The sequence below is a fragment of the Brevibacillus sp. JB24b genome, assembly GCF_051713385.1.
GTDB classification, from domain to species: domain Bacteria; phylum Bacillota; class Bacilli; order Brevibacillales; family Brevibacillaceae; genus Brevibacillus_B; species Brevibacillus_B laterosporus.
Window position 1 is genome coordinate 4,967,237 of record NZ_JBNVQV010000001.1, and the last position, 24,663, is coordinate 4,991,899.

At 42.2% G+C, this 24,663-nt stretch carries 26 protein-coding genes; 1 reads left to right on the plus strand and 25 read right to left on the minus strand.

Translation table 11 applies throughout. The annotated features are described in order from the left end of the window. Positions 1–171: 171 nt before the first annotated feature. Positions 172–1,341: a TolC family protein gene (locus ACQV1I_RS23270; RefSeq protein ID WP_116333626.1), complete on the minus strand. Its 1,170-nt coding sequence runs from the start codon at positions 1,339–1,341 to the stop codon at positions 172–174. A gap of 313 nt (positions 1,342–1,654) precedes the next feature. Here ACQV1I_RS23270 and ACQV1I_RS23275 point away from each other — a divergent pair, with 313 nt between their 5' ends. Next, on the plus strand, positions 1,655–2,311 hold the full coding sequence (locus ACQV1I_RS23275; protein ID WP_116333625.1) for a YigZ family protein: 657 nt from the start codon (positions 1,655–1,657) through the stop codon (positions 2,309–2,311). 482 nt (positions 2,312–2,793) lie between these two features. Here ACQV1I_RS23275 and ACQV1I_RS23280 read toward each other — a convergent pair whose 3' ends face one another. From ACQV1I_RS23280 to ACQV1I_RS23395, 24 genes are all read right to left on the minus strand, one after another. Continuing rightward, a complete protein-coding gene (locus ACQV1I_RS23280; protein ID WP_018669769.1) occupies positions 2,794–3,909 on the minus strand; it encodes a glycosyltransferase family 4 protein in 1,116 nt (371 codons plus the stop codon). A 14-nt stretch (positions 3,910–3,923) separates the two neighbouring features. Beyond that, positions 3,924–4,664 carry a WecB/TagA/CpsF family glycosyltransferase gene (locus ACQV1I_RS23285; RefSeq protein ID WP_197261175.1) on the minus strand — a complete coding sequence of 247 codons (741 nt, stop codon included), beginning with the start codon at positions 4,662–4,664 and terminating at the stop codon, positions 3,924–3,926. Positions 4,665–4,797: 133 nt separating this feature from the next. Next, positions 4,798–5,226, minus strand: a complete 429-nt coding sequence (gene fabZ / locus ACQV1I_RS23290) for a 3-hydroxyacyl-ACP dehydratase FabZ (RefSeq protein ID WP_026314986.1) — start codon at positions 5,224–5,226, stop codon at positions 4,798–4,800. A 145-nt stretch (positions 5,227–5,371) separates the two neighbouring features. Further along, on the minus strand, positions 5,372–5,899 hold the full coding sequence (locus tag ACQV1I_RS23295) for a CDP-alcohol phosphatidyltransferase family protein (RefSeq protein ID WP_018669766.1): 528 nt from the start codon (positions 5,897–5,899) through the stop codon (positions 5,372–5,374). A gap of 213 nt (positions 5,900–6,112) precedes the next feature. Further along, entirely contained in the window at positions 6,113–6,355 is a 243-nt protein-coding gene (locus ACQV1I_RS23300) for a DNA-directed RNA polymerase subunit beta (protein ID WP_018669765.1), read from the minus strand. Between the two features lie 27 nt (positions 6,356–6,382). Continuing rightward, a complete protein-coding gene (locus tag ACQV1I_RS23305; protein WP_018669764.1) occupies positions 6,383–7,237 on the minus strand; it encodes a flagellar hook-basal body protein in 855 nt (284 codons plus the stop codon). Between the two features lie 19 nt (positions 7,238–7,256). Then, positions 7,257–8,159 carry a flagellar hook-basal body protein gene (locus ACQV1I_RS23310; protein ID WP_094699861.1) on the minus strand — a complete coding sequence of 301 codons (903 nt, stop codon included), beginning with the start codon at positions 8,157–8,159 and terminating at the stop codon, positions 7,257–7,259. A gap of 12 nt (positions 8,160–8,171) precedes the next feature. After that, on the minus strand, positions 8,172–9,179 hold the full coding sequence (locus ACQV1I_RS23315) for a rod shape-determining protein (protein ID WP_018669762.1): 1,008 nt from the start codon (positions 9,177–9,179) through the stop codon (positions 8,172–8,174). Between the two features lie 95 nt (positions 9,180–9,274). After that, on the minus strand, positions 9,275–9,559 hold the full coding sequence (spoIIID, locus tag ACQV1I_RS23320; protein ID WP_003334276.1) for a sporulation transcriptional regulator SpoIIID: 285 nt from the start codon (positions 9,557–9,559) through the stop codon (positions 9,275–9,277). 263 nt (positions 9,560–9,822) lie between these two features. Continuing rightward, complete coding sequence (locus ACQV1I_RS23325) at positions 9,823–10,542, minus strand: M23 family metallopeptidase (RefSeq protein WP_116333623.1); 720 nt, start codon at positions 10,540–10,542, stop codon at positions 9,823–9,825. An 86-nt stretch (positions 10,543–10,628) separates the two neighbouring features. Beyond that, positions 10,629–11,627, minus strand: coding sequence for a stage II sporulation protein D (gene spoIID / locus ACQV1I_RS23330; protein WP_104031368.1), 999 nt, complete (start codon positions 11,625–11,627; stop codon positions 10,629–10,631). A 100-nt stretch (positions 11,628–11,727) separates the two neighbouring features. Continuing rightward, positions 11,728–12,903 (minus strand): aminotransferase, encoded by a 1,176-nt coding sequence (locus tag ACQV1I_RS23335; protein ID WP_018669759.1) that lies wholly within the window; start codon positions 12,901–12,903, stop codon positions 11,728–11,730. Beyond that, positions 12,900–13,400, minus strand: a complete 501-nt coding sequence (locus tag ACQV1I_RS23340; RefSeq protein WP_026314985.1) for an Lrp/AsnC family transcriptional regulator — start codon at positions 13,398–13,400, stop codon at positions 12,900–12,902. Before ACQV1I_RS23340 ends, ACQV1I_RS23335 begins: the two co-directional genes overlap by 4 nt. Before the next feature lie 158 nt (positions 13,401–13,558). Continuing rightward, positions 13,559–14,893 carry a UDP-N-acetylglucosamine 1-carboxyvinyltransferase gene (murA, locus tag ACQV1I_RS23345; RefSeq protein ID WP_094699864.1) on the minus strand — a complete coding sequence of 445 codons (1,335 nt, stop codon included), beginning with the start codon at positions 14,891–14,893 and terminating at the stop codon, positions 13,559–13,561. A 20-nt stretch (positions 14,894–14,913) separates the two neighbouring features. Beyond that, a complete protein-coding gene (locus ACQV1I_RS23350) occupies positions 14,914–15,663 on the minus strand; it encodes a YwmB family TATA-box binding protein (protein WP_116333622.1) in 750 nt (249 codons plus the stop codon). 75 nt (positions 15,664–15,738) lie between these two features. Continuing rightward, on the minus strand, positions 15,739–15,978 hold the full coding sequence (locus ACQV1I_RS23355; RefSeq protein WP_003342326.1) for a DUF1146 family protein: 240 nt from the start codon (positions 15,976–15,978) through the stop codon (positions 15,739–15,741). 261 nt (positions 15,979–16,239) lie between these two features. After that, positions 16,240–17,760 (minus strand): NADH-quinone oxidoreductase subunit NuoN, encoded by a 1,521-nt coding sequence (nuoN, locus tag ACQV1I_RS23360; RefSeq protein WP_094699866.1) that lies wholly within the window; start codon positions 17,758–17,760, stop codon positions 16,240–16,242. 3 nt (positions 17,761–17,763) lie between these two features. After that, positions 17,764–19,317, minus strand: a complete 1,554-nt coding sequence (locus ACQV1I_RS23365; protein ID WP_018669754.1) for a complex I subunit 4 family protein — start codon at positions 19,315–19,317, stop codon at positions 17,764–17,766. Further along, positions 19,307–21,223 (minus strand): NADH-quinone oxidoreductase subunit L, encoded by a 1,917-nt coding sequence (gene nuoL / locus ACQV1I_RS23370; RefSeq protein WP_116333621.1) that lies wholly within the window; start codon positions 21,221–21,223, stop codon positions 19,307–19,309. Before nuoL ends, ACQV1I_RS23365 begins: the two co-directional genes overlap by 11 nt. Positions 21,224–21,247: 24 nt before the next feature. Next, complete coding sequence (gene nuoK / locus ACQV1I_RS23375; RefSeq protein ID WP_003334264.1) at positions 21,248–21,559, minus strand: NADH-quinone oxidoreductase subunit NuoK; 312 nt, start codon at positions 21,557–21,559, stop codon at positions 21,248–21,250. Positions 21,560–21,564: 5 nt separating this feature from the next. Continuing rightward, on the minus strand, positions 21,565–22,071 hold the full coding sequence (locus ACQV1I_RS23380; RefSeq protein WP_197261201.1) for an NADH-quinone oxidoreductase subunit J: 507 nt from the start codon (positions 22,069–22,071) through the stop codon (positions 21,565–21,567). A gap of 3 nt (positions 22,072–22,074) precedes the next feature. After that, positions 22,075–22,488: an NADH-quinone oxidoreductase subunit NuoI gene (gene nuoI, locus ACQV1I_RS23385; RefSeq protein WP_003334261.1), complete on the minus strand. Its 414-nt coding sequence runs from the start codon at positions 22,486–22,488 to the stop codon at positions 22,075–22,077. 46 nt (positions 22,489–22,534) lie between these two features. Further along, positions 22,535–23,542, minus strand: a complete 1,008-nt coding sequence (gene nuoH, locus ACQV1I_RS23390) for an NADH-quinone oxidoreductase subunit NuoH (RefSeq protein ID WP_094699869.1) — start codon at positions 23,540–23,542, stop codon at positions 22,535–22,537. Next, positions 23,543–24,652, minus strand: a complete 1,110-nt coding sequence (locus tag ACQV1I_RS23395) for an NADH-quinone oxidoreductase subunit D (protein ID WP_116333670.1) — start codon at positions 24,650–24,652, stop codon at positions 23,543–23,545. Between the last annotated feature and the right edge of the window lie 11 nt (positions 24,653–24,663).

Genomic DNA, 24,663 nt, shown 5'->3' on the forward strand with positions numbered 1-24,663 from the left:
AATTGACTCACAAAGGTAATTATAATAATCGGTTCTGCACCTGTCATCTACAATCTTCTTCCATTTTTACTATCGGATACCAAAAAAGAGGGGATAGAATGATCTATCCCCTCTTTGGTTCGTCTGTTTATTTGCCTACATACAGATGGTAACTACCCCTATTTTGTTTTATTACCCCTTAGTTGATTGCAAAACTGCATTTTCGTACGCCATCACAGCCAGGTTTAGCTGATGCAAATTCTTTTGATAGCTGTTTTCTGCCTTTGACAGCTCTTCCTCAGCACCAACTACCTCAATTGCTGTTGCCAAGCCGTTCTCGAAGCGTAGCTTGGTCAAACGATAGTTCTCTGATGCAGCTTCTGTTCCCTTTTTAAGTGCTTCCAACGCAGTTTTAATTGAATTTAGGTTGTAGTAGGACTGCATGAGATCCATTTTAACTTGATTCTGAGTTTGTGTTAAAGCTAATTTATTTGTTTCATGTTTATTCTTAGTCATTTGTCCTTCGAACCCGGAGAGGATCGAGTATTTCTCAATAACTTCCAGTTCTTTTTCTGTGTTTGTAATTTCTTGTTCAGCAGTTAGGATGTCCACATGTTCTTTTAATGCTTTGGCGATTGCTTTTTCTACATCCAATACTTCTACATTTTCATTTGTTTGTTTTGTCAGTAGGTTCCATTTTTTATTCAGGTCCACACCCATAAATTTGTTGAGTTCTAATCTGGCGATGTCTTTTGCAGACTCAGCTTGAGCGACTGCAGCCTTAGCTTGGGCTACCCCTGCTTCTGCTTGTAATACATCGGTTTTTGCTCGTGTACCTACACCAAATGCTGCATTAGCAATTTTCAGCTGAGATTCAGAACGTTCCAAGCTTTGTTTTTTTAGCGCAAAATCATCCTCGGCATTTAATAAATCGAAGTATAACTTCTCTGCACCTAGCTTAAAGCTTCCCTCTGAACGTTTCAAGGCAAGCTTTCCAAGCTTCTCCTGCCCCTCCGCTTTAACCGTTCCTACATATTTACTACTCGCAGTGCCAGTATTTTCAATCATATCTTCCTTGATTCTAACACTAGCGAATGCGGCGGCGTTTGCGCCAATCATCGCATTATCTACATTTATCTTTGCTTTTTTATAATCAAGATTATTTTCTAATGTAAGTTCTACTGCTTTTTCTACAGTAAGATCGTTTGCTCCTACTTCTTGTTCCTTCTTTACATTCACTTGTTGAGTCGTTGCTTTCTCTGGTGCTGCTGAAGTGGCTGCCGCAGCAAGTCCACTACCTGAGGTCATCACCATCGCTGCTACTGTTAGGGCAATCCATTTTTTTGAATAAGGAAAATTCATATCTGTACACTCCTTCTCAATTACCATTCGATTTATTTAACTCTCTCGTCTATCTACATTAGTACCATACCATATCTGGCGTAAATTGGTCTCTGGCAAATCATTCGTATTTTGTTACAGATTTGCTTAGACCTTGGTTGGCGACGCATCCTCAGCTTTGTATGCATATCCCACTTGTCTGATGCAGATTACTTGTATTGCAAGTGAATTTTTTCTTGCACTCATTTACAATACGTCTACTAGGCGCAAAAAATTACACATCATTTGCAACGATCTCTGTTTCTCGATATGCTGGTAGCATGAGGTGATGCAAATGCTACAACATTATAAAACCGTGGCCGGCTACGGAGAAGATGTGATCGTGATTGAACGATCCCGCTTCATTGGATACGCACAGCGTGTGACTACAGAAGAAGAAGCGACTGCTTTCATCGCTATGATCAAGAAAAGGCATTGGGATGCAACCCATAATTGCTCTGCATTCATCATGGGAGAGAATGACCAAATCCAGCGTTCTAGTGACGATGGTGAACCAAGTGGTACAGCTGGTAAACCCATATTAGAATGCATCAAGAAAAATGGGGTAAAAGATACTGTTGTTGTCGTTACCCGCTACTTTGGTGGTATCAAATTAGGAGCAGGTGGATTGGTACGTGCTTATACAGCTGGTACGGTCACTGCATTGAAAGCAGCAGGCATCGTTGCCCACATTCTTCACCAAGAAGTAATCATTTCTTTAGACTATCATTGGTGGGGGAAGGTGGAAAACGAGTTGCGACTGGGAAACCAACGCGTAGCAAGTATTGATTATGCCGATACCGTAACCGTTCGGGTGCAGTTGCCACAGGGGGAAGAAACAGCTTTTATTGAACGAATCACAGATCTTACAAATGGTAAGGCTACATTGACTCTGGGTACTAAAGAGTATGTAGAGCTACCTGTCGAAGCCATTCAGGAAGATACGGAATAAAAAAGGTATGACATATTATTGAAAGACGAAACAAAACCAGTATCTACTTACTATACGCATGGAACCATTTGAAGGTTGCAACTTCCTATCAAAGAAATGGTTTCCTATACAACTATATAAGGATTATTTGTGAAATACTAGACCTACTCGTATGAACAAGCACTTGCCAAATTACGGCAGGTGTTTTTTACTTCTAACTTTGCATCTATATTAATGAAGGAAAATTTACAGGCAAAGATTTATTTCGTTCGTAAGTAAACGCAAAACAGTTCATTATCCCCTTATTTTTCAACAAAAAAACGTGTAGATCGATCTGCTGTCTACACACTTTTCTCTCCTAATGTCTAGGAGATGATAGATGATTCATCAATTTCTTGTTATTACTACGTCATAAACCTTATGCATCGTGCTTACACGCTCACGTCATTTATCTCAGCGGTGTCTAATAAAAAAGAGCCGCTCTAAATCAGCGGCTCTTGCTTTTATTGGCCTCGACGCATCGAGTTACTTACTTTTAATTTTAAGCGTTCATAAGCATTGAGGATTGGACGGTGCTTACGGCCGACCAGACCAACAATTTCGGTCACCATGTGAATGACAAAGCCTAAAACAGCCAGAATAATGAGCGTCATCCAAATCGTATGCTGTGCGTTGGTTACTTTCGTAAGCAGGATGGCTGCTCCGCCAAAAAACGCACTCATTCCATAGATCGTGATAACTGTTGCTCGATGGGAAAGTCCCATATTCAATAAGCAGTGATGCAAGTGCCCTTTATCCGCACTGGAAATTGGTTTGTTATTCAGAATACGACGTACAATTGCGAAAAACGTATCCCACAACGGAACCCCCAAAACCACAATCGGAATAATAAAGGAAACAAATACAGCCTCTTTAAAGCCCATAATGGATAGAGCCGCTAAATTAAATCCTAAGAATAGTGCTCCTGTATCACCCATAAAAATTTTGGCTGGATGAAAGTTAAAATAAAGGAAACCAATGATCGCTCCAAGCAAAATGAAGCAATACATCGCAACACCAGTATCCTTCATGATAATGGCCATAACACCCATGGTAGCTGTGGCGATACCAGATACACCAGCAGACAATCCATCTAATCCATCAATCAGGTTAATGGCATTGGTGACTCCAATAATCCATACCATCGTAATCGGAACGGCTAGTAAAGCTAACCAGCCTGTGGAGAAGTCTAGACCAACATCCCCGAATGGAAGATTCACTACCCCAATCTTCAAGCCAAACCCCAGCACGACAACAGCTGTTCCGACTATTTGTCCGAGCAGCTTCCACTTAGGGGACAATTGATACTTATCATCAAGAATTCCTGTGATTAATACAATCGTTCCACCAATAAAGATTCCCAGCATTTCATTGGTTAAAGGCTTTAGGAAGATAAATAGCGCAACTACAAATCCGATAAAAATCGCAAGTCCGCCCATACGCGGCATAATTTTGGTGTGTACTTTTCTATCGTTGGGAGCATCGACTGCTCCAATTTTTATTGCTAGTTTTTTTACATATGGTGTAGCGATAAAAGCCACAACCATCGCAGTCAACAGTCCGAAGACATAACCAGACATGATGTTTCCCCTCTCTACTGAGACTCGGAACGTTTTTTCAAACGGCTCCACAGCACTGTGGCGACAAAGTGTGGTATTGCCAGCTGTCTTCTCCATCTCGATGGATCCTTTACTAATCGATAAAGCCATTCCAAGTGTAGCTGTTGCCACATCTTCGGCGCACGCTTTACTTTACCAGAAATGACGTCTAAGCATCCTCCAACTCCCATAGCAAGTGAAACAGGCAGTGCATTCCAGTGTTTTGCTATCCATTCATCTTGTTTCGGTGCACCCATGGCTACAAATAGTAAATTTGGTTTCTTTTCTTGTATATCTGCGACAATTCTCGCCTCTTCTTCAGGCTTAAAGTATCCATCTTGACGACCAACAATCTTGGCTTGAGGAAAACGTTCCTGTAGGACTTCAGCCGCTTTCTCATTTACCTCCGGCGAAGCCCCTAACAAATAAACCCCCCAATGGTTTTCATTTGCTTGTATCATGAGGTGTTCTAATAACTCGACACCTGTAACACGTTCGCGGATCGGGGCGTTTAACCACCGAGCTGCATAAATAATTCCAATACCATCTGGCACGATATAGGCTTGTTCCATCAAGCGTGCCATGTTTTTGTTTCCTTGAGATAGCATCACGATTTCTGGATTGGCGGTAACGACGTGTGTACGCTCCCCGAGTTTGACAAGATCGGTCAAATGCTGCACCGTATCCTGCAAACCTTTAGTAGAAAACGGAACCCCCAGGATTCGCGCGACTTTCATAATATATGCCCCCACTAATTCTATTATGTAGGCCTTAAAGAGACAGGTTGCACGTAGCCAATTTTACTCTAAAAGAAAGGCACATTCAAGATCAATTCCAGAATGTGCCCATGTTCTTCTTTGTCTAATTTACTTATTTATTGGCGATTGCAAACATAATTTCGCCTTCCGCCACTACTTTTTCGCCAACTCGTGCCACTGCATTTCCTTTACCGACAGTGCCGCGAACCCTTGTCATTTCTACTTCTAACACCAATGTATCACCTGGCGTTACTTGTTCTTTAAAGCGGAAATTGTCAATACCTGCAAAGAAAGCTAATTTCCCTTTATTCTCTTCTTTACCCAAAATTGCTACTGCACCAACTTGAGCAAGTGCCTCTACAATTAAAACGCCTGGCATAACAGGATAGCCGGGAAAATGCCCTTGAAAAAATGGTTCGTTAATCGTTACATTTTTCAATCCAACAGAACGTTTTCCATATTCTATTTCGACAATTCGATCCACCAAAAGAAATGGATAACGATGAGGGATGATTTCCTGAATTTGTACAGCATCTAAGATTGTTGGGTATTCCACGCGTCTTTCCTCCACTTCCATTTTTTCACTAGCTAAGCTATGTATGTGAGTTGTTTAATCTACTTACAATATAAGTACTCCCTTGTCTTGTCCCAATCAGGACGAGGGTTTCCTATAGAGGGCACTTCGATTACGGAGTGCTCTTTTCTCCTATATCTTTGTTTAACAATAATACCTTCATCAAATAAATGGCACTGGTCAAAATGGAGAACAAAATAACGATCCATAATAATAATTCACCATATGTGTATTGAAACATGATGGAAGTAAACACGATATAAAATAACACGGTGGTTACTTTCCCGTAAATATTAGCTGATACGAGCTTCTTACCGCGAAAATGGAAGAGTGCAGAAAGAATAATCATTGCCAAATCTCGCAAAAAGAATACGGATGCAGCCCACATGCTAATACGATCAGACAGCAAAAATGAAAAGATAACGGCTAACATCATCAATTTATCAGCAAGTGGATCCAGCATTTCACCTGTAGCAGTAGTCATTTTATAAGTACGTGCTATATATCCATCCACCACATCCGTAAGGCCTGCGAAGATAAGAATGAAATAGGCCCAAATAATATGGTCGGAAAAGAACACAAATAGGTAGATCGGGACCAATGCGATGCGCAAAAGAGTTAACGCATTAGGGACATTCACCGAGCATACCTCCGTTTATTCCGGCTCTATACCAAGAGCGAGAAGAGTATTTTCCAGAGAAAATGGTTCACCTTATGTTCACACAAGCAATTCTCATTATACCCTTTTCACAGAACAAACAGCAACTAGGAGTAGGAGCGGAATGAGATATCAAAAAAGAAGTCCTCTTCTCCTACAGAAAAGGACTTCTACCTTGTCAAATTGTATACTTTATTAGCTTGAAAACATCAAATCATAGATATGCTTGTACGTTTCAAACTGGAATGCTTGAGATAGAGGCATCTTTCCCACGACAGAAAACCCGATAGCAAGGCCTATCGCAAGAGAGATAAATAACAGGATAGGCACCATGGTTACTTTAACAAGCACTCTTGGAAAGCTCCTACCTTTTTTTGATTTTACCTCTTTTGCATCCAGCTCTTCACGTTGTGTTTTACGTCCTTTTACCTGGTTCACTGCTTGGGGTCCTCCTTACTAATTTGCCTATCGGCTACGTAACATATTTGCCGTACTCATCATCTGATCGCTAATGGATAGTGCACGCGCATTAAATTGGTAGGCACGTTGAGCTAACATCAACTGGGTCATTTCCTGATTCAACTCTACATTTGACGTTTCCAGCATGCCTTGGCGTAGTTTACCTTCACCCTCAGCATAATCAATTTGCGTCATACCTGCCAGATCATCGACGTTATTCGTAATACGTAGATTATTTTGACCTACCCGCTCATATCGATCTTGGTTTGTAATCTTAAATAAAGGAATTGCACTGATAGATACTGATTTTCCGTTAACAAGGATTTCACCTTGGTCGTTGACAGTAATTTGCCCACCTTCCGGGTCATCAATGTCAATTTCAATACCTGAAGCATCGACAAGCGTTTCACCAGTAGCCGTTAGCAGATTATACCGCTCATTCTCATTCTTTTGCAAATGGAAATTACCATTCCGTGTTGCATAATACTCTTCCACAGGGCGTCCATTACGGAAAATGACTTGTCCGTTTTCATCCATCGCTTGTTTGCGGACAATAAACATTCCGTCGCCTTCAATCATTAAGTCAGTGGGAACGTCTGTCGTTAGCACTCCACCTTGTTTTAGATTGGTACGAGTCATGCCCATCTTCACACCGCTACCAATAGAGATACCCTCTGGTGTATTACGATTTTCTTGATCCTTAACTGGTTGTTTACCCATGGTGTCTGACAACAACTCAGAAAAATCTGCGCTACTCCCCTTAAAGCCTACAGTGTTCACATTAGCAATGTTATTCGATGTAACGTCAATCACCTGTTGGACAGCACGAAGAGCAGATGTAGAAATATTTAACGATTGCACGCAGGCTCCCCCTTTTCTATTAGGTTACACGTCCTACTTCATTGACGGCCTTATCCATCGTACCATCTAATGTGGTAATGACGCGCTGATTAGCTTCATACGCTCTCATTACCGTCATCATGTCAGTCATTGTACGGGTTGGATCAACATTGGCACGCTCAACCCATCCTTGTCGGATAGCATAGCGTCCAGCGTCAGGGCCCTCAAGAGCTTGTACATCCTCAGGGTTTTGTGCACGAAACACATTGTTTCCCTCGCGCACCATTTGATAAGGATTGTTTGCTTTTACAAGTCCTAATTGACGTGTCGTACCGTCTGACAGATGAATCAGTCCATCAGCATCAATGGTGATTTTACCATCTAAAAGACCCGTGTCATCACTAATCTGGATAGGACGATTATCATTTCCTAACAGATAGTAGCCATCGGTATTCACCAGATATCCTTGGGGATTCACATTCCAATTCCCATTGCGTCCATAGCGAATCTGTTCCGCTGTTGCCGCCCCGTTTGCGTTTTCCAATTTAGCTACACTAACAAATAGCTTAGGCTGAACTGGCTTTTTATTAAAGAGGGGGGCATTTTCCGGGATTGGCAGGTTATCGGTCAAAGCAACATCATATGGATTATTACTTTCAGCGATATCCCCTTGAATGAAGTTAGAAATCGATTCAGACATATAGACACCTTGATGCAATCTACCGATTTGTACCGCATGCTTGTCGATTTTCGGATAGCCTTTTACGTCAGGGCCTTCCTCATCATTCATACGCATCAATAGCTCTTCAGGAAACGCGCGTAGCACGCCTTCATTCTGCTTGTAACCCGGTGTATTAATGTTGGCCAGATTGTTAGCCAACGCCTCTTGACGGTTCTGTAATGCCACCATGCCGGAGCCGGCCGTGTATAGCCCTCTAATCAAGAGAACTCCTCCTTATCCAAAAAACTTTTTACGACTAGGAAGCTTATCAAGGTAATCAAGCATCAAGCCTGTTCCTTTGGCTACGCAGTTCATTGGTTCTTCTGCTACCAATACGGGTACTTTCAGCTCGTCCATCAACATTTGATCTAGACCGTGCAGGAGTGCGCCTCCACCGGTCAAGAAAACTCCCTTATCAATAATATCGGCAGAAAGCTCTGGAGGTGTTCGTTCTAAAACATTTTTTGAAGCTTGTACAATCTGACTCACTGATTCAGCCAGGGAAGTCTGTACCTCCTGCGAACGAATCGTGATGGTTTGCGGCAAGCCACTTACCATATCACGTCCGCGGATGTCCATTTCATCCTGGCGTGAACCATAGACTGTTCCGATCTGTACTTTGATATCTTCAGCCGTCCGTTCTCCGATTAACATTTTATATTTACTCTTTATGTACCTCATAATGGCTAGATCGAATTTATCACCAGCTACTTTGATCGATGAGGCGGTGACGATATCTCCCATGGATAGAACCGCAACATCCGTGGTTCCACCGCCTATATCAACTACCATATTACCCGATGGTTGGTAAATATCCATTCCAGCTCCGATAGCTGCAACCTTTGGCTCTTCTTCAATGAACACTTCACGTGCCCCTCCACTTCGCTCAGCAGCCTCACGGATTGCTTTTTGCTCAACAGATGTAATATTGGTTGGGCAACAGATAAGAATACGAGGACGCGCGAAAAAGCTTTTTGCTCCGATTTTAGCCATAAAGTGTTTTAACATCGCTTCTGTAATCTCGAAATCAGCTATAACCCCATCACGCAAAGGACGAATCGCAATAATGTTTCCTGGTGTACGACCCACCATACGATGTGCTTCATTCCCTACAGCTAACACTTTTTTTGTATGATCATCTATTGCTACTACGGACGGTTCATCTAAAACAATACCTCTGCCTTTTACATAAATTAACACATTGGCAGTTCCTAAGTCGATTCCAATATCTTTACTCAACATGAAAGGGCCTCCCTGTACTTACTAACCTGCTACCTAATACTATAGGAATTATTTTGGAAATGTACAAGGAAAACCTTCATTAGATAAAATATTTCTTACACGCTCTCTTCCTGCTCCCTGCGAGCCTTTTTATTCTTACGCTTATACTTGATTTTAGTAGCCTCTCCGCCACGTAAATGACGAATCGCTTTATGATATTCTAAAATCTCTTTTACCTGGTTAGCCAGTTCGGGATTGATCTCTGGCAGCCTTTCTGTCAAATCCTTGTGTACCGTACTTTTGGACACTCCAAACTCCTTGGCGATCATGCGAACCGTATTGCGCGTTTCCACAATATATCTACCTATTTTAATGGTTCGCTCTTTGATGTAATCGTGCACGCCCCTCGCCTCCCAGCATCAAATTGTCTGATACAATATATGGGTTGAGGGGGACACATATTCTACATATCCTCATATGACAAGCTAACAAGTACCCATCTTTTTTTGGAGGGTTGTACACTCACTAGGCTTTTATCCGCGCCACACCTAGGGTTTGGCTTCTTTTACACAGCAGGAGACACATCTATAAAAAAAGAGCTGAGATTTCTCCCAACCCTTTTTTCCTGAGGTTATGCGATGGCTGTCACTTATCATTAATCCTTTTATTGCGGTTGTGCTTCTTTTAAAAACTTGTGTGGATCAACAGAGCTTCCATCCATCCGGACTTCAAAGTGTAGATGTGCTTTCGCATCCTTCTCGAATACGTTACGCCCTGCTACACCGATGATCTGACCTTGCTTGACTTCATCATTTTCCTTCACAGTAACTTTCTCCAAGCTTTGATATACACTTACTAGCTTATTGGCATGCTCGATTTCCACTAAATTGCCTACCAATTGATCATTGTAAACTTTCACAACTTTCCCGTCACCAGCAGCTGCTACATCAAATGCCTTACCATTCGTAGAGATTAAATCAATCCCTGTATGCGGTACGAAAGAATCGTTAAATTTGACTAATGAATTAGCTTGTTCATCAGCGTTTGCTTCTTCATTAAAGAAGCCCATGCCAATCTCATACATTACCTCTTTTGCTACAGGCCACGCAAGAGTTGGAGTCGTGTTGTTTACCGCAACAGCTTCCTCTTTCTCATGAACAGTAGCTGGATTGTTTTCACCATTGACTACTGTCACGTTGTCAGTTTGTTGTGGAGTCTTGGTTGCTTGATTAAGTAAGCTTCCTTGATACCACATCACGAATGCTAGGATGATTGCTGCTGTCCCGATGTAGATAGCTGGGAATGCCCATTTTTTTCCTAAAACACTTCTCCATGTTGACTTTTTCATAGAAACAGGTTGTTTTTGATTTCTTTTATCTTCCATTTTGATCACCTCATCCCTCAGTATCGCCAGTTTTTTGACGTATAAACCTGAGAAACAAGGGAAAACTAAAAAAATTTTCTCACACCTTACACTTTCACAACATTCTGATAATCCTGCAAGGCGATTCCTTTGTAGTAGTATTTAACGATCTGCTCTGCTGATTTACCAGCTTTAGCCATACCGTGTGCCCCCCATTGACTCATGCCTACTCCATGACCGTAGCCTTTTGTGGTGATCACCACATTTCCTTGTTTTATTTTCATAGAAAATGAACTAGAGGATAAACGTAGTTTTTCTCTTATCTCTTTACCACTAAACTCTTTTTCTCCTACTTTAATACGTCCAATACGGTTACCGACTGTTCGCTCCTCAACGGAATACCAATTGCCATCAGAAGCCGTTGCCACAATCATCACACCTAGCTTTTGTTGAAATTGTTCAATTGGAATCTGTACGCTTTGTTCATACCTAGGAGAATCAATATCCCAAGGACTAGCTACACTCCGCAAATAGGGGATGCGGGATGACCAGTAATCCTCTGCATTCTCAGTAAACCCGTTGCTGGTTGAAAAAAAGGTAGCTTCAATTGGCTTACCCTCATAGGTTAATACTTTGCCAAGAGTACCTTTCACAGCTTGATGAATACGATTCTGCTTCCACTCATACTGCTTTCCCCATATTTTCTTTCGCTCTGCTTCTCCTAAAAAGGCCTGGTGCTTAACAGTATCAAGTACATGCGCCCCCTTAGGTACGTCTTTAAACTCACCCTCCGCCAATCTTCGAACAATATAGGTTCGAGCCGCCATTGCCTGAGCTTTCAATGCTTCTAGCTCAAATTCAGCTGGCATTTCCGCCGCAACCACACCTTCGATATACGTCTCTAGCGGCATTTTTTCTATCTGATTTAATTTGCTACGAAAGACATTAATCTGAGGCTGGTTGTCCGAATAAGGTTCGCCCTGCTGTTCGACCATCACAACAGGGGTAACTACCGGATCAGGCGTGTAATACATGACTAGAGCTGCTGGTACAAAAACAAGGAGAGTTGGTAGGGTGAAGACCAGAAAAAGAAAGTAACGTCTCATAAAAAAATCCCCCTGCCTTTTCAACTAGACAACCTGCTGCTGTACTAGTCTATGAATGAAGGCAAGAGGATAGAACGATTTACAAGATTAGATAAACAAGTTAAGAGAGACGCTCTACGAAACGACTCATACGTTCTAGTGCTTTCTGTAATTGTTCAAAGGATGTAGCGTATGAGCAACGGATATATCCCTCTCCACTTGAACCAAATACGTCACCTGGTACAACTGCTACTTTCTCTTCCATAAGCAAACGCTCTGCAAATTCAGCGGATGCTAATCCAGTAGAAGCGATAGATGGGAAGGCATAGAAGGCTCCAGCTGGTCTATGGCATGAAAGTCCCATTTCAGAGAAGCTTTGCACAACAAAATTACGGCGTTGAGAATAGCTCTCCACCATACGATCTACATCGTCACGCCCACCACGCAATGCTTCTAGGGCCCCCATCTGTCCAGTGATCGGTGCGCAAAGCATCGTGTATTGATGGATTTTTAGCATACCCTGCAACAAATCTTCCGGTGCACATACATATCCTAGGCGCCAGCCTGTCATAGCAAAAGATTTAGAGAATCCAGAAATTAAAATCGTCCGTTCCTTCATGCCAGGCAAGCTCACAATACTCTCATGCTTTTGGTCAAAGGTTAGCTCGGCATAGATTTCATCAGAGAGTACAAGTAAGTCATGCTTGGTTAAAATTGGCTCTAATTCCTTCCATTCTTCCAAGCTCATAATGCTACCAGTCGGATTGTTCGGATAACAAAAAATAATCGCGCGAGTTTTCTCGGTGATTTTGGCTTCTAGTTCCTGAGGTGTGAGTTTAAATTGGTTTTCTGCATACGTGTGTAAAAAGACTGGTACTCCACCAGCTAAACGAATCACAGGTTCATAGGAAACATAGCATGGCTCAACAATTAGCACCTCATCACCTGGATTAATGATAGCTCGTAGCGCAATATCAATCGCTTCACTCGCTCCCACAGTCACCATGATTTCTTTGGCAGGTTCATAGGAGACACCGATTAGCTCCTCTGTGTAACGCTGAATCTCTTTTCGCAAATCCATGAGTCCTGCATTGGAGGTATAAGCTGTATAACCGCATTCCAAAGAAGAGATAGACGCTTCACGAATGCGCCAAGGCGTCACGAAGTCAGGCTCTCCCACCCCTAGCGAAATAACACCTTCCATAGAAGCTGCCAAATCAAAAAAGCGGCGAATGCCAGAAGGTTTGAGTTCATCTACGATGGCTGACAAACGGCTTTTATTGGACACCTTACTCATGGCGTTACCACCATCCTGCGATCATCATCATAATCTTCTAAAATGGTACCATCGTGCTTGTAACGTTTCAAAATAAAGTGAGTCGCTGTCGATACGACGTTATCTAAAACAGCTAATTTTTTTGTAACAAAGTTAGCAACCTCATGCATTGTTTTACCTTCTAATACTACTGAAATATCATATCCCGCTCCCGACATAAGGTACACGGCCTTTACTTCAGGAAAACGTGAGATGCGCTCCGCTACCTTTTCAAAGCCAACCTCGCGGATCGGCGTTACTTTAACATCAATCATGGCTGTTACATTATGATTATCCTCTACACGATCCCAATTGATCAGCGCTGGATATTTCACAATAATTTTCTCTGATTGTAGACGTTTAATCTCTGCTTCAATCTCTGCTTCTGTACTATCCAATAAGAGCGCAAGTTGTTTATTGCTCAGTCGGCAATTTTCTTCCAGGAGCATTAGCAGTTTTTTGCTTTTCACAGTCTCCATGATCTTCTTCTCCCATCCATTATGTGCTGATTTATTATCAGTTTTTTTTCTTATCCATCATCTTACCACGGGTTTCGCACTCATCCCAGTGCAAATGTAGAAAATCCCTCACCAAAAGGCAAGGGATTTTCTACTAGTCATCCAGCCTAATTTACGAGTTACGCAAAATTAGGAGATAAATTTACTTTCAAAGCTTTAGCTGTTACTTTTTCAGAGCTTGGAGCTACTTGCTCTTCTACTTTCACACGCTTTACATTTGCACCCAGCAGTTGCAGTTTTTCAGTGAAGTTCACATAACCTCGGTCAAGATGGTGCAATCCGCCTACTTCTGTCTCACCTTCAGCAATAAGCCCAGCCAAAATGAGCGCAGCACCGGCACGCAGATCAGTTGCACTCACTTTAGCACCAGTGAGTGGAACATTACCTTCGACAATTGCACTACGACCTTCAATTTTGATATTAGCACTCATGCGTCTAAATTCCTCGACATGCATGAAACGATTTTCAAATACCGTTTCCGTAATAATGCTTGTCCCTTCCGAAGCAAGCTGTAACGCCATCATTTGTGACTGCATATCAGTTGGGAACCCTGGATGCGGTAATGTTTTCAAGTCTACTGCTTTCAATGGACCCTTGCGAGTAACACGAATGCCGTTTTCTTGTTCATCTACAGTAACGCCCATTTCACGAAGCTTAGCAGTTACGGATTTGACATGATCGGAAATAATCCCTTCAATAAACACGTCTCCACCTGTAATAGCCGCTGCCACCATGAAGGTTCCTGCTTCAATGCGGTCAGGAATTACACAATGGGTGCAACCCTTCATGCTCTCCACGCCCTCAATCCGAATGGAACCTGTACCAGCTCCACGAATTTTAGCGCCCATGCTATTCAAGAAGTTAGCCAAATCAACAATCTCTGGCTCTTCCGCTGCATTTTCAATAATCGTTGTTCCTTCAGCCAAACATGCAGCCATCATAATATTTTCAGTAGCCCCTACACTCGCAACATCCAGATAGATTTTTGCTCCTTGCAGGCGACCATTAACATTCGCTTCAATAAATCCTTGGCCAATCTCAATTTTAGCACCCATCGCTTCAAAACCTTTAAGGTGCTGATCAATTGGACGCGTACCAATCGCACATCCACCAGGCAACGCAATACGAGCTTTTCCTTTACGCGCAAGTAAAGGACCCATTACAAGGAATGATGCTCTCATTTTGCGTACCAATTCATAAGGTGCTTCCACACCCTTTAAATCAGTCGCATTAATGGTTAACATTTCATTTTGATATGTAATGTCAATTTGCAGGGTTTTAAGCAATTCACAAATTGTATGGACATCATCCAATCCAGGAACGTCATGAATGATAGATATTCCTTCTTCTGCCAAAATAGATGCAGCAATAATCGGTAGAACCGCATTCTTCGCACCAGAAACCTTTACGTTTCCTGCTAATGCCTTACCACCGCGGACAATAATTTTTTCCAATGTTATACCCCTCCGCGTGCTTAGTATTCCGCTGTGATGATAGGTGTCCCTAACGTGATCCTAGTCAATTGGTTCAACGAATCTACATGTGTCGCTACTTGCACATTCATTTTTTGATCGTTGGTTATTATATACGGCTTCCATTGTGTGGTATAGCCCGAAATACTAGTCACAGATTCATCCTGTAATCGCTCAACTTCTTGTGCTTGGAGGAGGGCAAAAACCTTATTAATTCTAGCCTCCTGCCAACCATCACTCAGTGTATCATTGTATATTCCGCGAATACAAGTGCTAAATTGCGGAATCAGACCCCTACTTTTGGTCTTATCCACAACTTTTTCATACGCTCTCTCAATATCTTGCGCATGAATCCGCTTCCCTTCCAACGAGATCACCAAATATATGCTGATGTTATGGGGCTCAGGTACTCCTATCAAGCGAATTTGAAGCTTGGTTTGTCCCACTTTTCCTTCGGTTTGATAGATGAGCTGTTTTCCTTCTGCGGTTACTGCTCGTGCAGAAGGTATCCCCAGAATACCGCTCCATTCATGACCGAGAGAAAGAAACTCTTTAGCAGTGCTAAGAGATGCAAGCCGTATACTGGTCCGATGCTCAATGTCGGTTATTGAAGCCTCAGTGGCTTCCGCAGCTTCTATTAACTGCATTGCCACAGATGCTTTGGTTGATTGTGACCAATAAGAGAATCCACTTACAACAAGCAGACCAATAAGTGACATGACAACATAGGCCATAAATATGTGCTTTTTCATTCTTTCCCTCTCCCCGTACACTTTTTCTATATCTTAATAGTCATTGTGTACGTAAAATTGGAGGGTTATACCAATCTACTGAAACAATTGATTCAGTAACAGAGAATAACCTAAATAGTCCATGAAAAAACGTGCCACTCCATGTCCGATAACAATGGAAAGCAAGATTTGTAATAGCTTGGTTTGGGCACTATCTGCACGTTTTACAAATAGATCAAAGCGAAAAGCTTGTATAGCCCACCAGCTAATGCCTATACAGATGACAGAAATAAGAATCATCATCAAAGAGTAAAGTCCATTTGAACCGAGCAACAAAACTCTCACTTCTTTCTATAAACTCATTTTCCATTTTTGTAACGTTTCCCTGCGTGAATTCTTTTACTACTTTACCATAGACCTGTTGGCATTGAAAGGAAAAGGCGCTAGATATCATAGAGATGTTAGAAACTTTATAGGTATTAAAAAAGTTAACGATTGCTAAGACTCTAATCGATTAGAAGTATATAGACACATATACGTTTTTCTCCTACTAAAAAGAGGACAGCCGTTGGCCATCCTCTTTCCTGTATTGCTTGCTTACAGCATATCACCTAAATTAAACATTGGATTAAAGTGGGTATGGATATACTGGATGAGAACCTCTGGTACAAGTCCGAAGACAAAGGTTCCGAGCGCCGCCAGCACTACAATGATTGTTACTCCTATTGGCAATCGCAACGCCGCCTCCGTCTCTCCGGCTCTCATATACATCTGTCGAATGATTCCAAAGTAGTAATAATAAGAAACGACACTGGTAGCGAGCATGATTCCTGCCAGCCAGAAGCTACCGCTTCCAATCGCGCTTAGGAAAATATAAAACTTACCAAAGAAGCCAGCGGAGATAGGAATGCCTGCTAACGAAAGCAAGAAGAGCGTCATAGCTAATGCCGCCAGTGGAGAACGATGGTACAACCCTGCAAACGCCTTGATATCCTGTGTCTTTCTATCCTCTGTCACCACCATAATCAGTGCAAAAGCACCAAATGCCATCAGCAGGTAAGCAACTAGATAGAAGATGATTTGTTCAAAAAAGAAGGTCTGATGCAAAATAACCAGTGGTACTAGTAAGTAACCTGCTTGGGCGATACCGGAGTAAGCCATGAGGCGCTTCACATTTTTTTGTCGTAGCGCCAGCGTATTCCCGACAATCATAGACAAACCAGCTACAATTGATAAAACCCATAGCATCCCACTAAAGACACTTTGATTGGTTTCTTGATTAAATAACCCAGCAAAACTTAAAATCATCACGCGGATGAGGAGCGCAAAACCAGCTCCCTTAGAAACAACTGCCAAAAAAGCAGTAACTGGGGTAGCGGCTCCCTGATACACGTCAGGTGCCCACATATGATTAGGTACCGCTGAGATTTTAAACGTCAGACCTGCCACGAGAAAGACAAAGCCGATCAAAATCATCGGACCGAATCCACTTTGGTACGCTTCTGACAAACGTTGGGTCATTTCGTACAGATTCGTTGTACCGCTAAATCCGTATAGATAAGACATTCCAAACAGCGTAACAGCGGTAGAAATTCCCCCTGCTACTACGTACTTAAAGGCAGATTCGTTGCTATCCATCCGTTTCTTCCGCATACCCACCAAGATATACGAAGCCAAAGAAAGTAGCTCTAGTCCTACGAATAACGTGATTAAATCAGCTGAAGAAGCCATCACCATACAGCCAACTAGCCCCATTAGCATTAAATAGTAGAATTCTCCAGAATGAACAACCTCATCTGTTTTCTTTATATAGCTGATCGACATTAATAAAGCAAATGCGACCCCAGCTAACAATATCAGTTTAAACGCACTGCCAAAATGATCTACCCGCATCATATCTGCCATATAAACGACAGGTTCTTGTAGCGAAGTCACATTAGATACAATGAAGTAGCCAGCTATAAGAACGCCTAATAGTGATAGCCAACCCATGATAGTCCGATTCAAACGCTTACCTGCGATCAAGTCAACAAGGGACAGGACAGTGGCAAAACCAAGAATCGTAAACTCCGGCAGGAGATAACTCCAGTTATAAGAAAAAATATCTTTTACGTCCATCGTTTACCCTCCTATTCCCGTCACATGGATGACAATGTTTTTAAGCGTTTCTTGCAAGGGATTGCTTAACATCGCTGGATAAACACCAATCAAGATGATAAATCCTAGCAATACAACAATCGGAATTACCTCCATCGGCTGTGCATCGGCCAAATCCAGATGCTTTTCTTTTGTTGGACCATACGTTATGGCCATCACGGCACGCAACACATAGACCGCAGTAAATATAATACCTAAGGTACCAATCGCCGCTAACACTGGTTGACTCGCAAATAAGCCAAGGAAGGCAAAAAACTCGCTGATAAAGCCTGACATCCCCGGCAATCCCAAGGAAGCCATTCCCGCAGCTAGGAAGACTCCACTTACAAAAGGCATTGATTTAGCTAATCCACCTAGCTGATCTAGTTGAGAAGTACCTGTGCGATCCCAAATGATTCCCACTAAGAAGAACATTAGCGCTGAAATAAAGCCATGTGATATCACTTGGAATAAAGCTCCTTGAAAACCAAACTGATTCATAGAAGCAAAGCCTAACAAGATAACACCCATATGGCTAATACTGGAGTAGGCTAAGACCATTTTGAGATCTTTTTGAACAAAGGCAAGCGCTGCTCCGTACAAAATATTAACTAAACCGAGAATTGCCATTCCTGTAGCAAAATATTGAACCGTTTCGGGAAAAAATCCAATCCCCATGCGTAACAACCCGTAGGCTCCCATTTTTAAGAGGATACCAGAGTGAATCATGACGATAGCCGGTGGAGCTTGAACATGCACTCTTAACATCCAAGTATGGAAAGGGAAGATCGGAAGCTTAATTCCAAAAGCTATAAATAGTACCAGGAACAGTCCCCAACGGAATGTCTCTGGGACATGTTCAATAAATGCATTGTTTGGTGAAGTTAGTGCCTCTGTCAGCACAGGTATACTCATAGTTGGTTCTTGTGTCACGATTGCACTCACAAAAAACAACGTGATAAATCCGACCAACATTAGTGCCGAGCCAATTCCGTTATATAAGAGAAAACGATTTGCCGCTTTTTCTCGATCTGTATAACCCCAAATCCCAATTAGGAAATACATAGCTACCAGAGTTATCTCAAAGAACAAGAAGAACAAGAGCAAGTTCTGAGCAGCAAAAACCCCAAACATTCCAATCAATAATAGATGAAAGAACACAAAGTACTCTTTCGCTCTCTTTTTAATCCCCCACGATGCTACAGCCGCTAGTGTCCCAATGATAGCTGTCATCAGGATCAAAGGCATGGAAATACCATCTACGCCCATTTCATAATCAATATGCAAATTATACAGCTGTTGATCTGCTGTGATTGAAGCAGGTATTTGAATCCATGTCGCATGTTCCTCAAATTGATTGCCCCTCTGTTGATAGTCAAAGGCGCCAAACATCATTAATGCCAGAATCAACGGCACCAACGTTCCTAGTACTCCAATTTGCTTGACAGTGCTAACCTGCTGCTTCGGAACGAACAATAAGATCAAGAGAGCCAGAAGAGGCGAGAACGTCAGGAGCGATAACAGATAGCTATTTAACAAAAGGAACACCCCCTAACGCCGTAAGACTGACCATTAGAACAACGAGCCCCAGTAAGACTACAAAGCCGTAGGTCTGCATCTGACCAGACTGTAAGCGGCTTAATAACCTTCCAATCATGTTGGTCAATCCACCAATACTTCTAACCAGGCCACCAATGATGTAGTGATCCAGCCAGTTAAAAGCAAGGCCAATGCCTTTAAGCGGACGAATAAATACAAATGTATAGATCTCATCCATGTAAAATTTACGGTACGAAAGCTGATACAGCCACGGCAGTTGTTCGGATATAATATCGTTTGGCAGATTTTTTTTGCCATATATCAGATAAGCGAGTCCTATTCCAAACAACGAAATGATTACAGCTACAATCTGTAGCCATAAAGCACCATGCCCAGCTTCTTCTCCATATTTATCGATAATAAATTGACCAACAGAGCCACTCATCAACCATTCTCCTAGCATAGGAGCATTCGGAAGATTAATAAAACCAGCACCAATTGCTAACAATGCCAATAAGAGCATAGGAATCGTCATGACGCTTGGTGATTCATATGCTTTTTTAGCTCCTTCAGAAGCAGGCATTCCTTTAAACGTAAGGAAATACAGACGAAACATATAAAAAGCGGTAAAAAATGCAGCTACAATCGCAATTACTAATAAGTCATATCGTCCAGCTACATATACCGCACCGAGAATCTCTTCCTTTGACCAGAATCCGGAGAATGGCGGTATTCCAGCTATAGCGAGACACCCGATCAGAAAAACAACCGATGTAACTGGCATGCGTTTCGATAAACCACCCATTTTAAACACATCTTGGGTATGTGCCGCATGTATCACGCTACCTGCGGCAAGGAATAATAACGCTTTAAAAAAAGCATGCGTCATCAAATGAAAGGTTCCTGCCACATAACCCGCAGCCCCCGCTACTCCCAATGCCATCATCATAAAACCAAGCTGACTGACTGTAGAGTAGGCAAGAACACGTTTAATATCACGTTGCGTTAGACCGATAGAAGCAGCAAAAATAGCAGTAAATCCACCAACATATGCCACTACGTCTAAAGCGATAGGGGACTCAATAAATAACGGAAATGTCGTCGCAACCAGATACACCCCAGCGGCTACCATTGTTGCCGCGTGAATCAAAGCAGACACAGGCGTTGGCCCTTCCATTGCATCAGGTAACCAAGTATGTAACGGAAATTGACCTGATTTCCCTGCTGCTCCTACAAAAATAAGAATAGCAGCTAGGGTAATGATAAACGGTTCTACTTTACCACCCTGAATAGCGGTAAATATATCATCAAATTCAAAGCGTCCCGTCTGCCAAAACAGCAGGCAAATGGCAATGAATAATCCAACATCACCAATTCGTGTAACAATAAAAGCTTTTTTCGCCGCTGCCTTAGCCTCTGGTTTAAAGTAGTAGTACCCCACCAATAAGAAGGAACAGACACCCACCAATTCCCAAAAAATGTATAACTGTAAGAGGTTTGGTGAGATAACCAAGCCAAGCATCGAGAAGGTAAATAGCGCTAAATATTGATAAAACACGGGGAAGCGCTGGTCTCCTTGCATATATCCACGCGAATAAATCTGTACTAACAAACTCACAATTGAAACGATCACCAGCATCATGGCGTTTAATTGATTTACTTCAAAGCCTACAGGAATGACATAATCACCTACTTGGAGCCATTTAATGCTGAGTACGTAATCCTGTGCCCCTTCTTGAAAACGAGCCATGAACGTGATACAAGCCAACACCAGAGATGCCGCCGTCAATAAAATGCTTATGTATCCCGCTCCCTCTTTTAATTGCCGTCCGAACGAGAGGATGATGGCAAAAGCGATCAGAGGAAAAAGCGGTACGAGCCAAGCGTACTGCATACTTGTATCCATATTTTCACCTATCCTTTTTCCTGGTTAATCTTTTAATTTATCCATCTCATCAACGTTCACCGTATCACGATTACGATAAAGAGCGATCAATACTGCAATCCCAACAGCTACCTCTGCCGCAGCTACCGTCATGGTAAACAGAGTGAAGATTTGACCAGTAACAGCCGCATGCAAACCATATTTAGAGAATGCTACTAAATTAATATTTACAGCATTCAGCATAAGTTCAATGGAGAGCAAGACGATAATGGCATTTCGTTTGGTCAATGCTCCGAACAGCCCAACACAAAATAAAATGAGGGCAACAAGCAAATAAGAAGAGATATGAATATCCATCTGCGTTACTCCTCCTCTTTCTTAGCCAACACTATTGCGCCTACCAAAGCTACTAGTAACAAAACGGATAGCAATTCAAATGGAATAACGAACTTTGTAAATACGTCAATTCCAATTTCCTTGACGTTACTAACAGATGGATTGGGGGTTCTCGCTGGCACAGAAGTCCAATTTGTGTATTGAATGGCTGTAAAAATAGTTACAAACAAAGTAACAACTCCCGCCAAGCTAAACCAAAACCGTGCACCACGTTTTTTCCCTTCTTCTGTCGCATTATGCTTTGTCAGCATGATTCCAAATAGCATCAGAATCGAGATAGCTCCTGAATAGACCAATATTTGAGAAACGGCAACGAATTCAGCTCCTAGTAGCACAAACAAACCCGCAATACTTATAAACGTTACCCCAATAGAGATCACCATGTGAACCACTCGGTTAAAGTTAATCATAAAAATTGCCCCACCAATGGTCAGAAGGCCCAATATAAAGAACACGGCATACGACCCGCTTATCAATTAGTTCTCCTCCCTCACATTGGTATTGTTATCATCCAACCATTTTAAATCCTTGTACAATTCATCTCGACTATACACAGCCAGCTCAAAATTATTAGTCATGACGATTGCATTCGTTGGACAGACCTCCGTACATAGATCGCATAAAATACAGATTTCAAAGTTGATATCATACGTATCAATGATTTTACCTTTTTTCTCGGGATCAGGATGCGGCTTCCCAGTCAGTTGAATACACTCAGTCGGACAGACGCGAGCGCACTGATTGCACACGATACATTTTTCCGGTGAGAAATGCTGGATTCCTCGAAATCGAGGCGGCATTTGGAAGGGCACATCTGGATACATCGTCGTTAGCTTCTTCTCAGACAGCTTTTTGAGCGTGTAACCTAGGCCTTTGGCAAACCCTAGCATGTAAATTCCTCCCCATTATCAAAATAGATGGCTTATAGCTGAAAATCTAAATAAAACCTTTTTGAAATGAGATGACTACAGCCGTAAGCAATATGTTCAAAAGGGCAATTGGTAAAAGCCCTTTCCAAGCAAAGCCCATTAGTTGATCCGCACGGAATCGCGGCATTGTTGCCCTAATCCAGAACTGCAAAAATACATAACACATAAATTTAAGGATAAACCAAATAACCGGCGGAATAAAGCTGAGGCTCGGATGAATCGGTAGCCATCCTCCCAAAAACAGAATGGTAATCAAAGTTCCCATGCCAAACATGTACACATACTCTGATAACATAAACATTGCGAAACGGAATCCTGAGTATTCCACATGGTAGCCAGCGACAAGCTCCGACTCAGCTTCTGGCAAATCAAACGGAGAGCGATTCAATTCAGCCTGTGCTGCAATTAAGAATACACCAAATCCTAATATTTGCGGAATAATGTTCCACATGTCCTGTTGTGCATAGACGATATCTTTTAGGTTAAGACTGCCAGTCATTAGGACAACACCCACAACCGACATTACCAGTGGCACCTCGTAACTAATCATCTGTGCTGCCGAACGCATGCCACCAAGTAAAGAATACTTATTATTAGAAGCCCATCCAGCCGTAATGACACCCATGACAGTAATGCCGGACAAGGCGATATAATACAATACTCCAATCCCTAAATCGGCAAATTGTAGCTTATCCGTAAATGGCATGACAGCCAGTACCGCAAAAGCGGGAGCATAAGCCAATATAGGAGCTAGTGTAAATAGAGCACGGTCTGCATTTTTGGGACGAGTATCTTCTTTAATAAGCAATTTGACAACATCGGATACCGTTTGCAGAAGCCCTAGGGGACCTACACGATTAGGGCCATAGCGTAATTGCATCCAGCCAATTACTTTTCGCTCAAAATAGATAGCATATGTAACAAAAGCAAGTACCACTAACAGTAACACTATTGCGGCCATGGAGAACAGTAAAACATTGGTAAATGATGGGGTCTGTTGAAGCCAACTAGTCATTTATGCATCTACCTCCCCTACCACAATATCAATGCTACCCAAAATCGCCACCATATTGGACATATTAACACCTTTCAATAAGGTAGGTAAAATCTGCAAATTCACAAAGGACGGTCTTCTTAGCTTCATTCTCCACGGTCTATCCTTGCCTTGACTAGCTATATACACACCTAATTCCCCACGTGGTGCTTCAATGCGCACATACGCTTCTCCTGCTGGGGGTCGAATCACCCTAGGGACTTTTCCAATAACCTCTCCTTCCGAGGGAAATTGATCTAGGGCTTGCTCTAAAATACGTAGCGATTGCTCAATTTCTTGGAGACGTAAATGATAGCGAGCCATGCAATCCCCATCTGTAGATACAGGAACATCAAAATCAAACCGATCGTAAATGGAATATGGCTCGTTTTTACGAATATCCCAATTCTCTCCTGTGCATCGCAGCATAACACCAGACAAAGAATAATCAAGAGCCATTTGACGATCATAGGTACCAACGCCGGTTAAGCGACTAATAAAAATTTCATTCCCGCTCACCAGAAGGTGGTAATTAGCTAATTCCTTTTTAAGATATTGAACAAATTCCTTTGCTTTATCAATCCATCCAGGAGGAGCATCCCATTTTACTCCACCAATTCTCATATAATTGTACGTCAATCGTGCCCCCGAAATCTCATTGAACAAATTAATAATTGTTTCTCGATCACGGAACGCATACAGAAAGGGACCGATTGCTCCGATGTCCAAAAGATAGGTGCCCCACCAAACCAAATGGCTAGCGACACGATTTAGCTCCATTACAATTACACGCAAATACTCAGCCTTTTCAGGGATTTCTAATCCCATCATCGTTTCGACCGCATGACACAATACATAATTATTGGTCATGGAAGAGAGGTAATCTAGCCGATCTGTATAGGGAATGATTTGAGTGTAGGTAAGATTCTCAGCTAGCTTTTCTGTGCCACGATGCAAATAGCCCATTACAGGAATGGATTCTTTAATGGTTTCACCGTCAATCTTTACAATTAAACGAAATACTCCATGGGTACTTGGATGCTGAGGTCCAACATTCAGAATCATTTCTTCTGTGCGAATACTAGTCGTCATTGGAGTACTCA

Excerpts from the sequence above, each read along its gene's own strand:
- ACQV1I_RS23270 (WP_116333626.1), bottom strand. The coding sequence starts at position 1,341 with ATGAATTTTCCTTATTCAAAAAAATGGATTGCCCTAACAGTAGCAGCG.
- ACQV1I_RS23275 (WP_116333625.1), top strand. The coding sequence starts at position 1,655 with ATGCTACAACATTATAAAACCGTGGCCGGCTACGGAGAAGATGTGATC.
- ACQV1I_RS23280 (WP_018669769.1), bottom strand. The coding sequence starts at position 3,909 with ATGTCTGGTTATGTCTTCGGACTGTTGACTGCGATGGTTGTGGCTTTT.
- ACQV1I_RS23285 (WP_197261175.1), bottom strand. The coding sequence starts at position 4,664 with ATGAAAGTCGCGCGAATCCTGGGGGTTCCGTTTTCTACTAAAGGTTTG.
- ACQV1I_RS23315 (WP_018669762.1), bottom strand. The coding sequence starts at position 9,179 with ATGTTGAGTAAAGATATTGGAATCGACTTAGGAACTGCCAATGTGTTA.
- ACQV1I_RS23325 (WP_116333623.1), bottom strand. The coding sequence starts at position 10,542 with ATGGAAGATAAAAGAAATCAAAAACAACCTGTTTCTATGAAAAAGTCA.
- spoIID (WP_104031368.1), bottom strand. The coding sequence starts at position 11,627 with ATGAGACGTTACTTTCTTTTTCTGGTCTTCACCCTACCAACTCTCCTT.
- ACQV1I_RS23335 (WP_018669759.1), bottom strand. The coding sequence starts at position 12,903 with ATGAGTAAGGTGTCCAATAAAAGCCGTTTGTCAGCCATCGTAGATGAA.
- ACQV1I_RS23340 (WP_026314985.1), bottom strand. The coding sequence starts at position 13,400 with ATGGAGACTGTGAAAAGCAAAAAACTGCTAATGCTCCTGGAAGAAAAT.
- ACQV1I_RS23350 (WP_116333622.1), bottom strand. The coding sequence starts at position 15,663 with ATGAAAAAGCACATATTTATGGCCTATGTTGTCATGTCACTTATTGGT.
- nuoN (WP_094699866.1), bottom strand. The coding sequence starts at position 17,760 with ATGGACGTAAAAGATATTTTTTCTTATAACTGGAGTTATCTCCTGCCG.
- nuoL (WP_116333621.1), bottom strand. The coding sequence starts at position 21,223 with ATGGATACAAGTATGCAGTACGCTTGGCTCGTACCGCTTTTTCCTCTG.
- nuoK (WP_003334264.1), bottom strand. The coding sequence starts at position 21,559 with ATGGATATTCATATCTCTTCTTATTTGCTTGTTGCCCTCATTTTATTT.
- nuoI (WP_003334261.1), bottom strand. The coding sequence starts at position 22,488 with ATGCTAGGGTTTGCCAAAGGCCTAGGTTACACGCTCAAAAAGCTGTCT.
- nuoH (WP_094699869.1), bottom strand. The coding sequence starts at position 23,542 with ATGACTAGTTGGCTTCAACAGACCCCATCATTTACCAATGTTTTACTG.
- ACQV1I_RS23395 (WP_116333670.1), bottom strand. The coding sequence starts at position 24,652 with ATGACGACTAGTATTCGCACAGAAGAAATGATTCTGAATGTTGGACCT.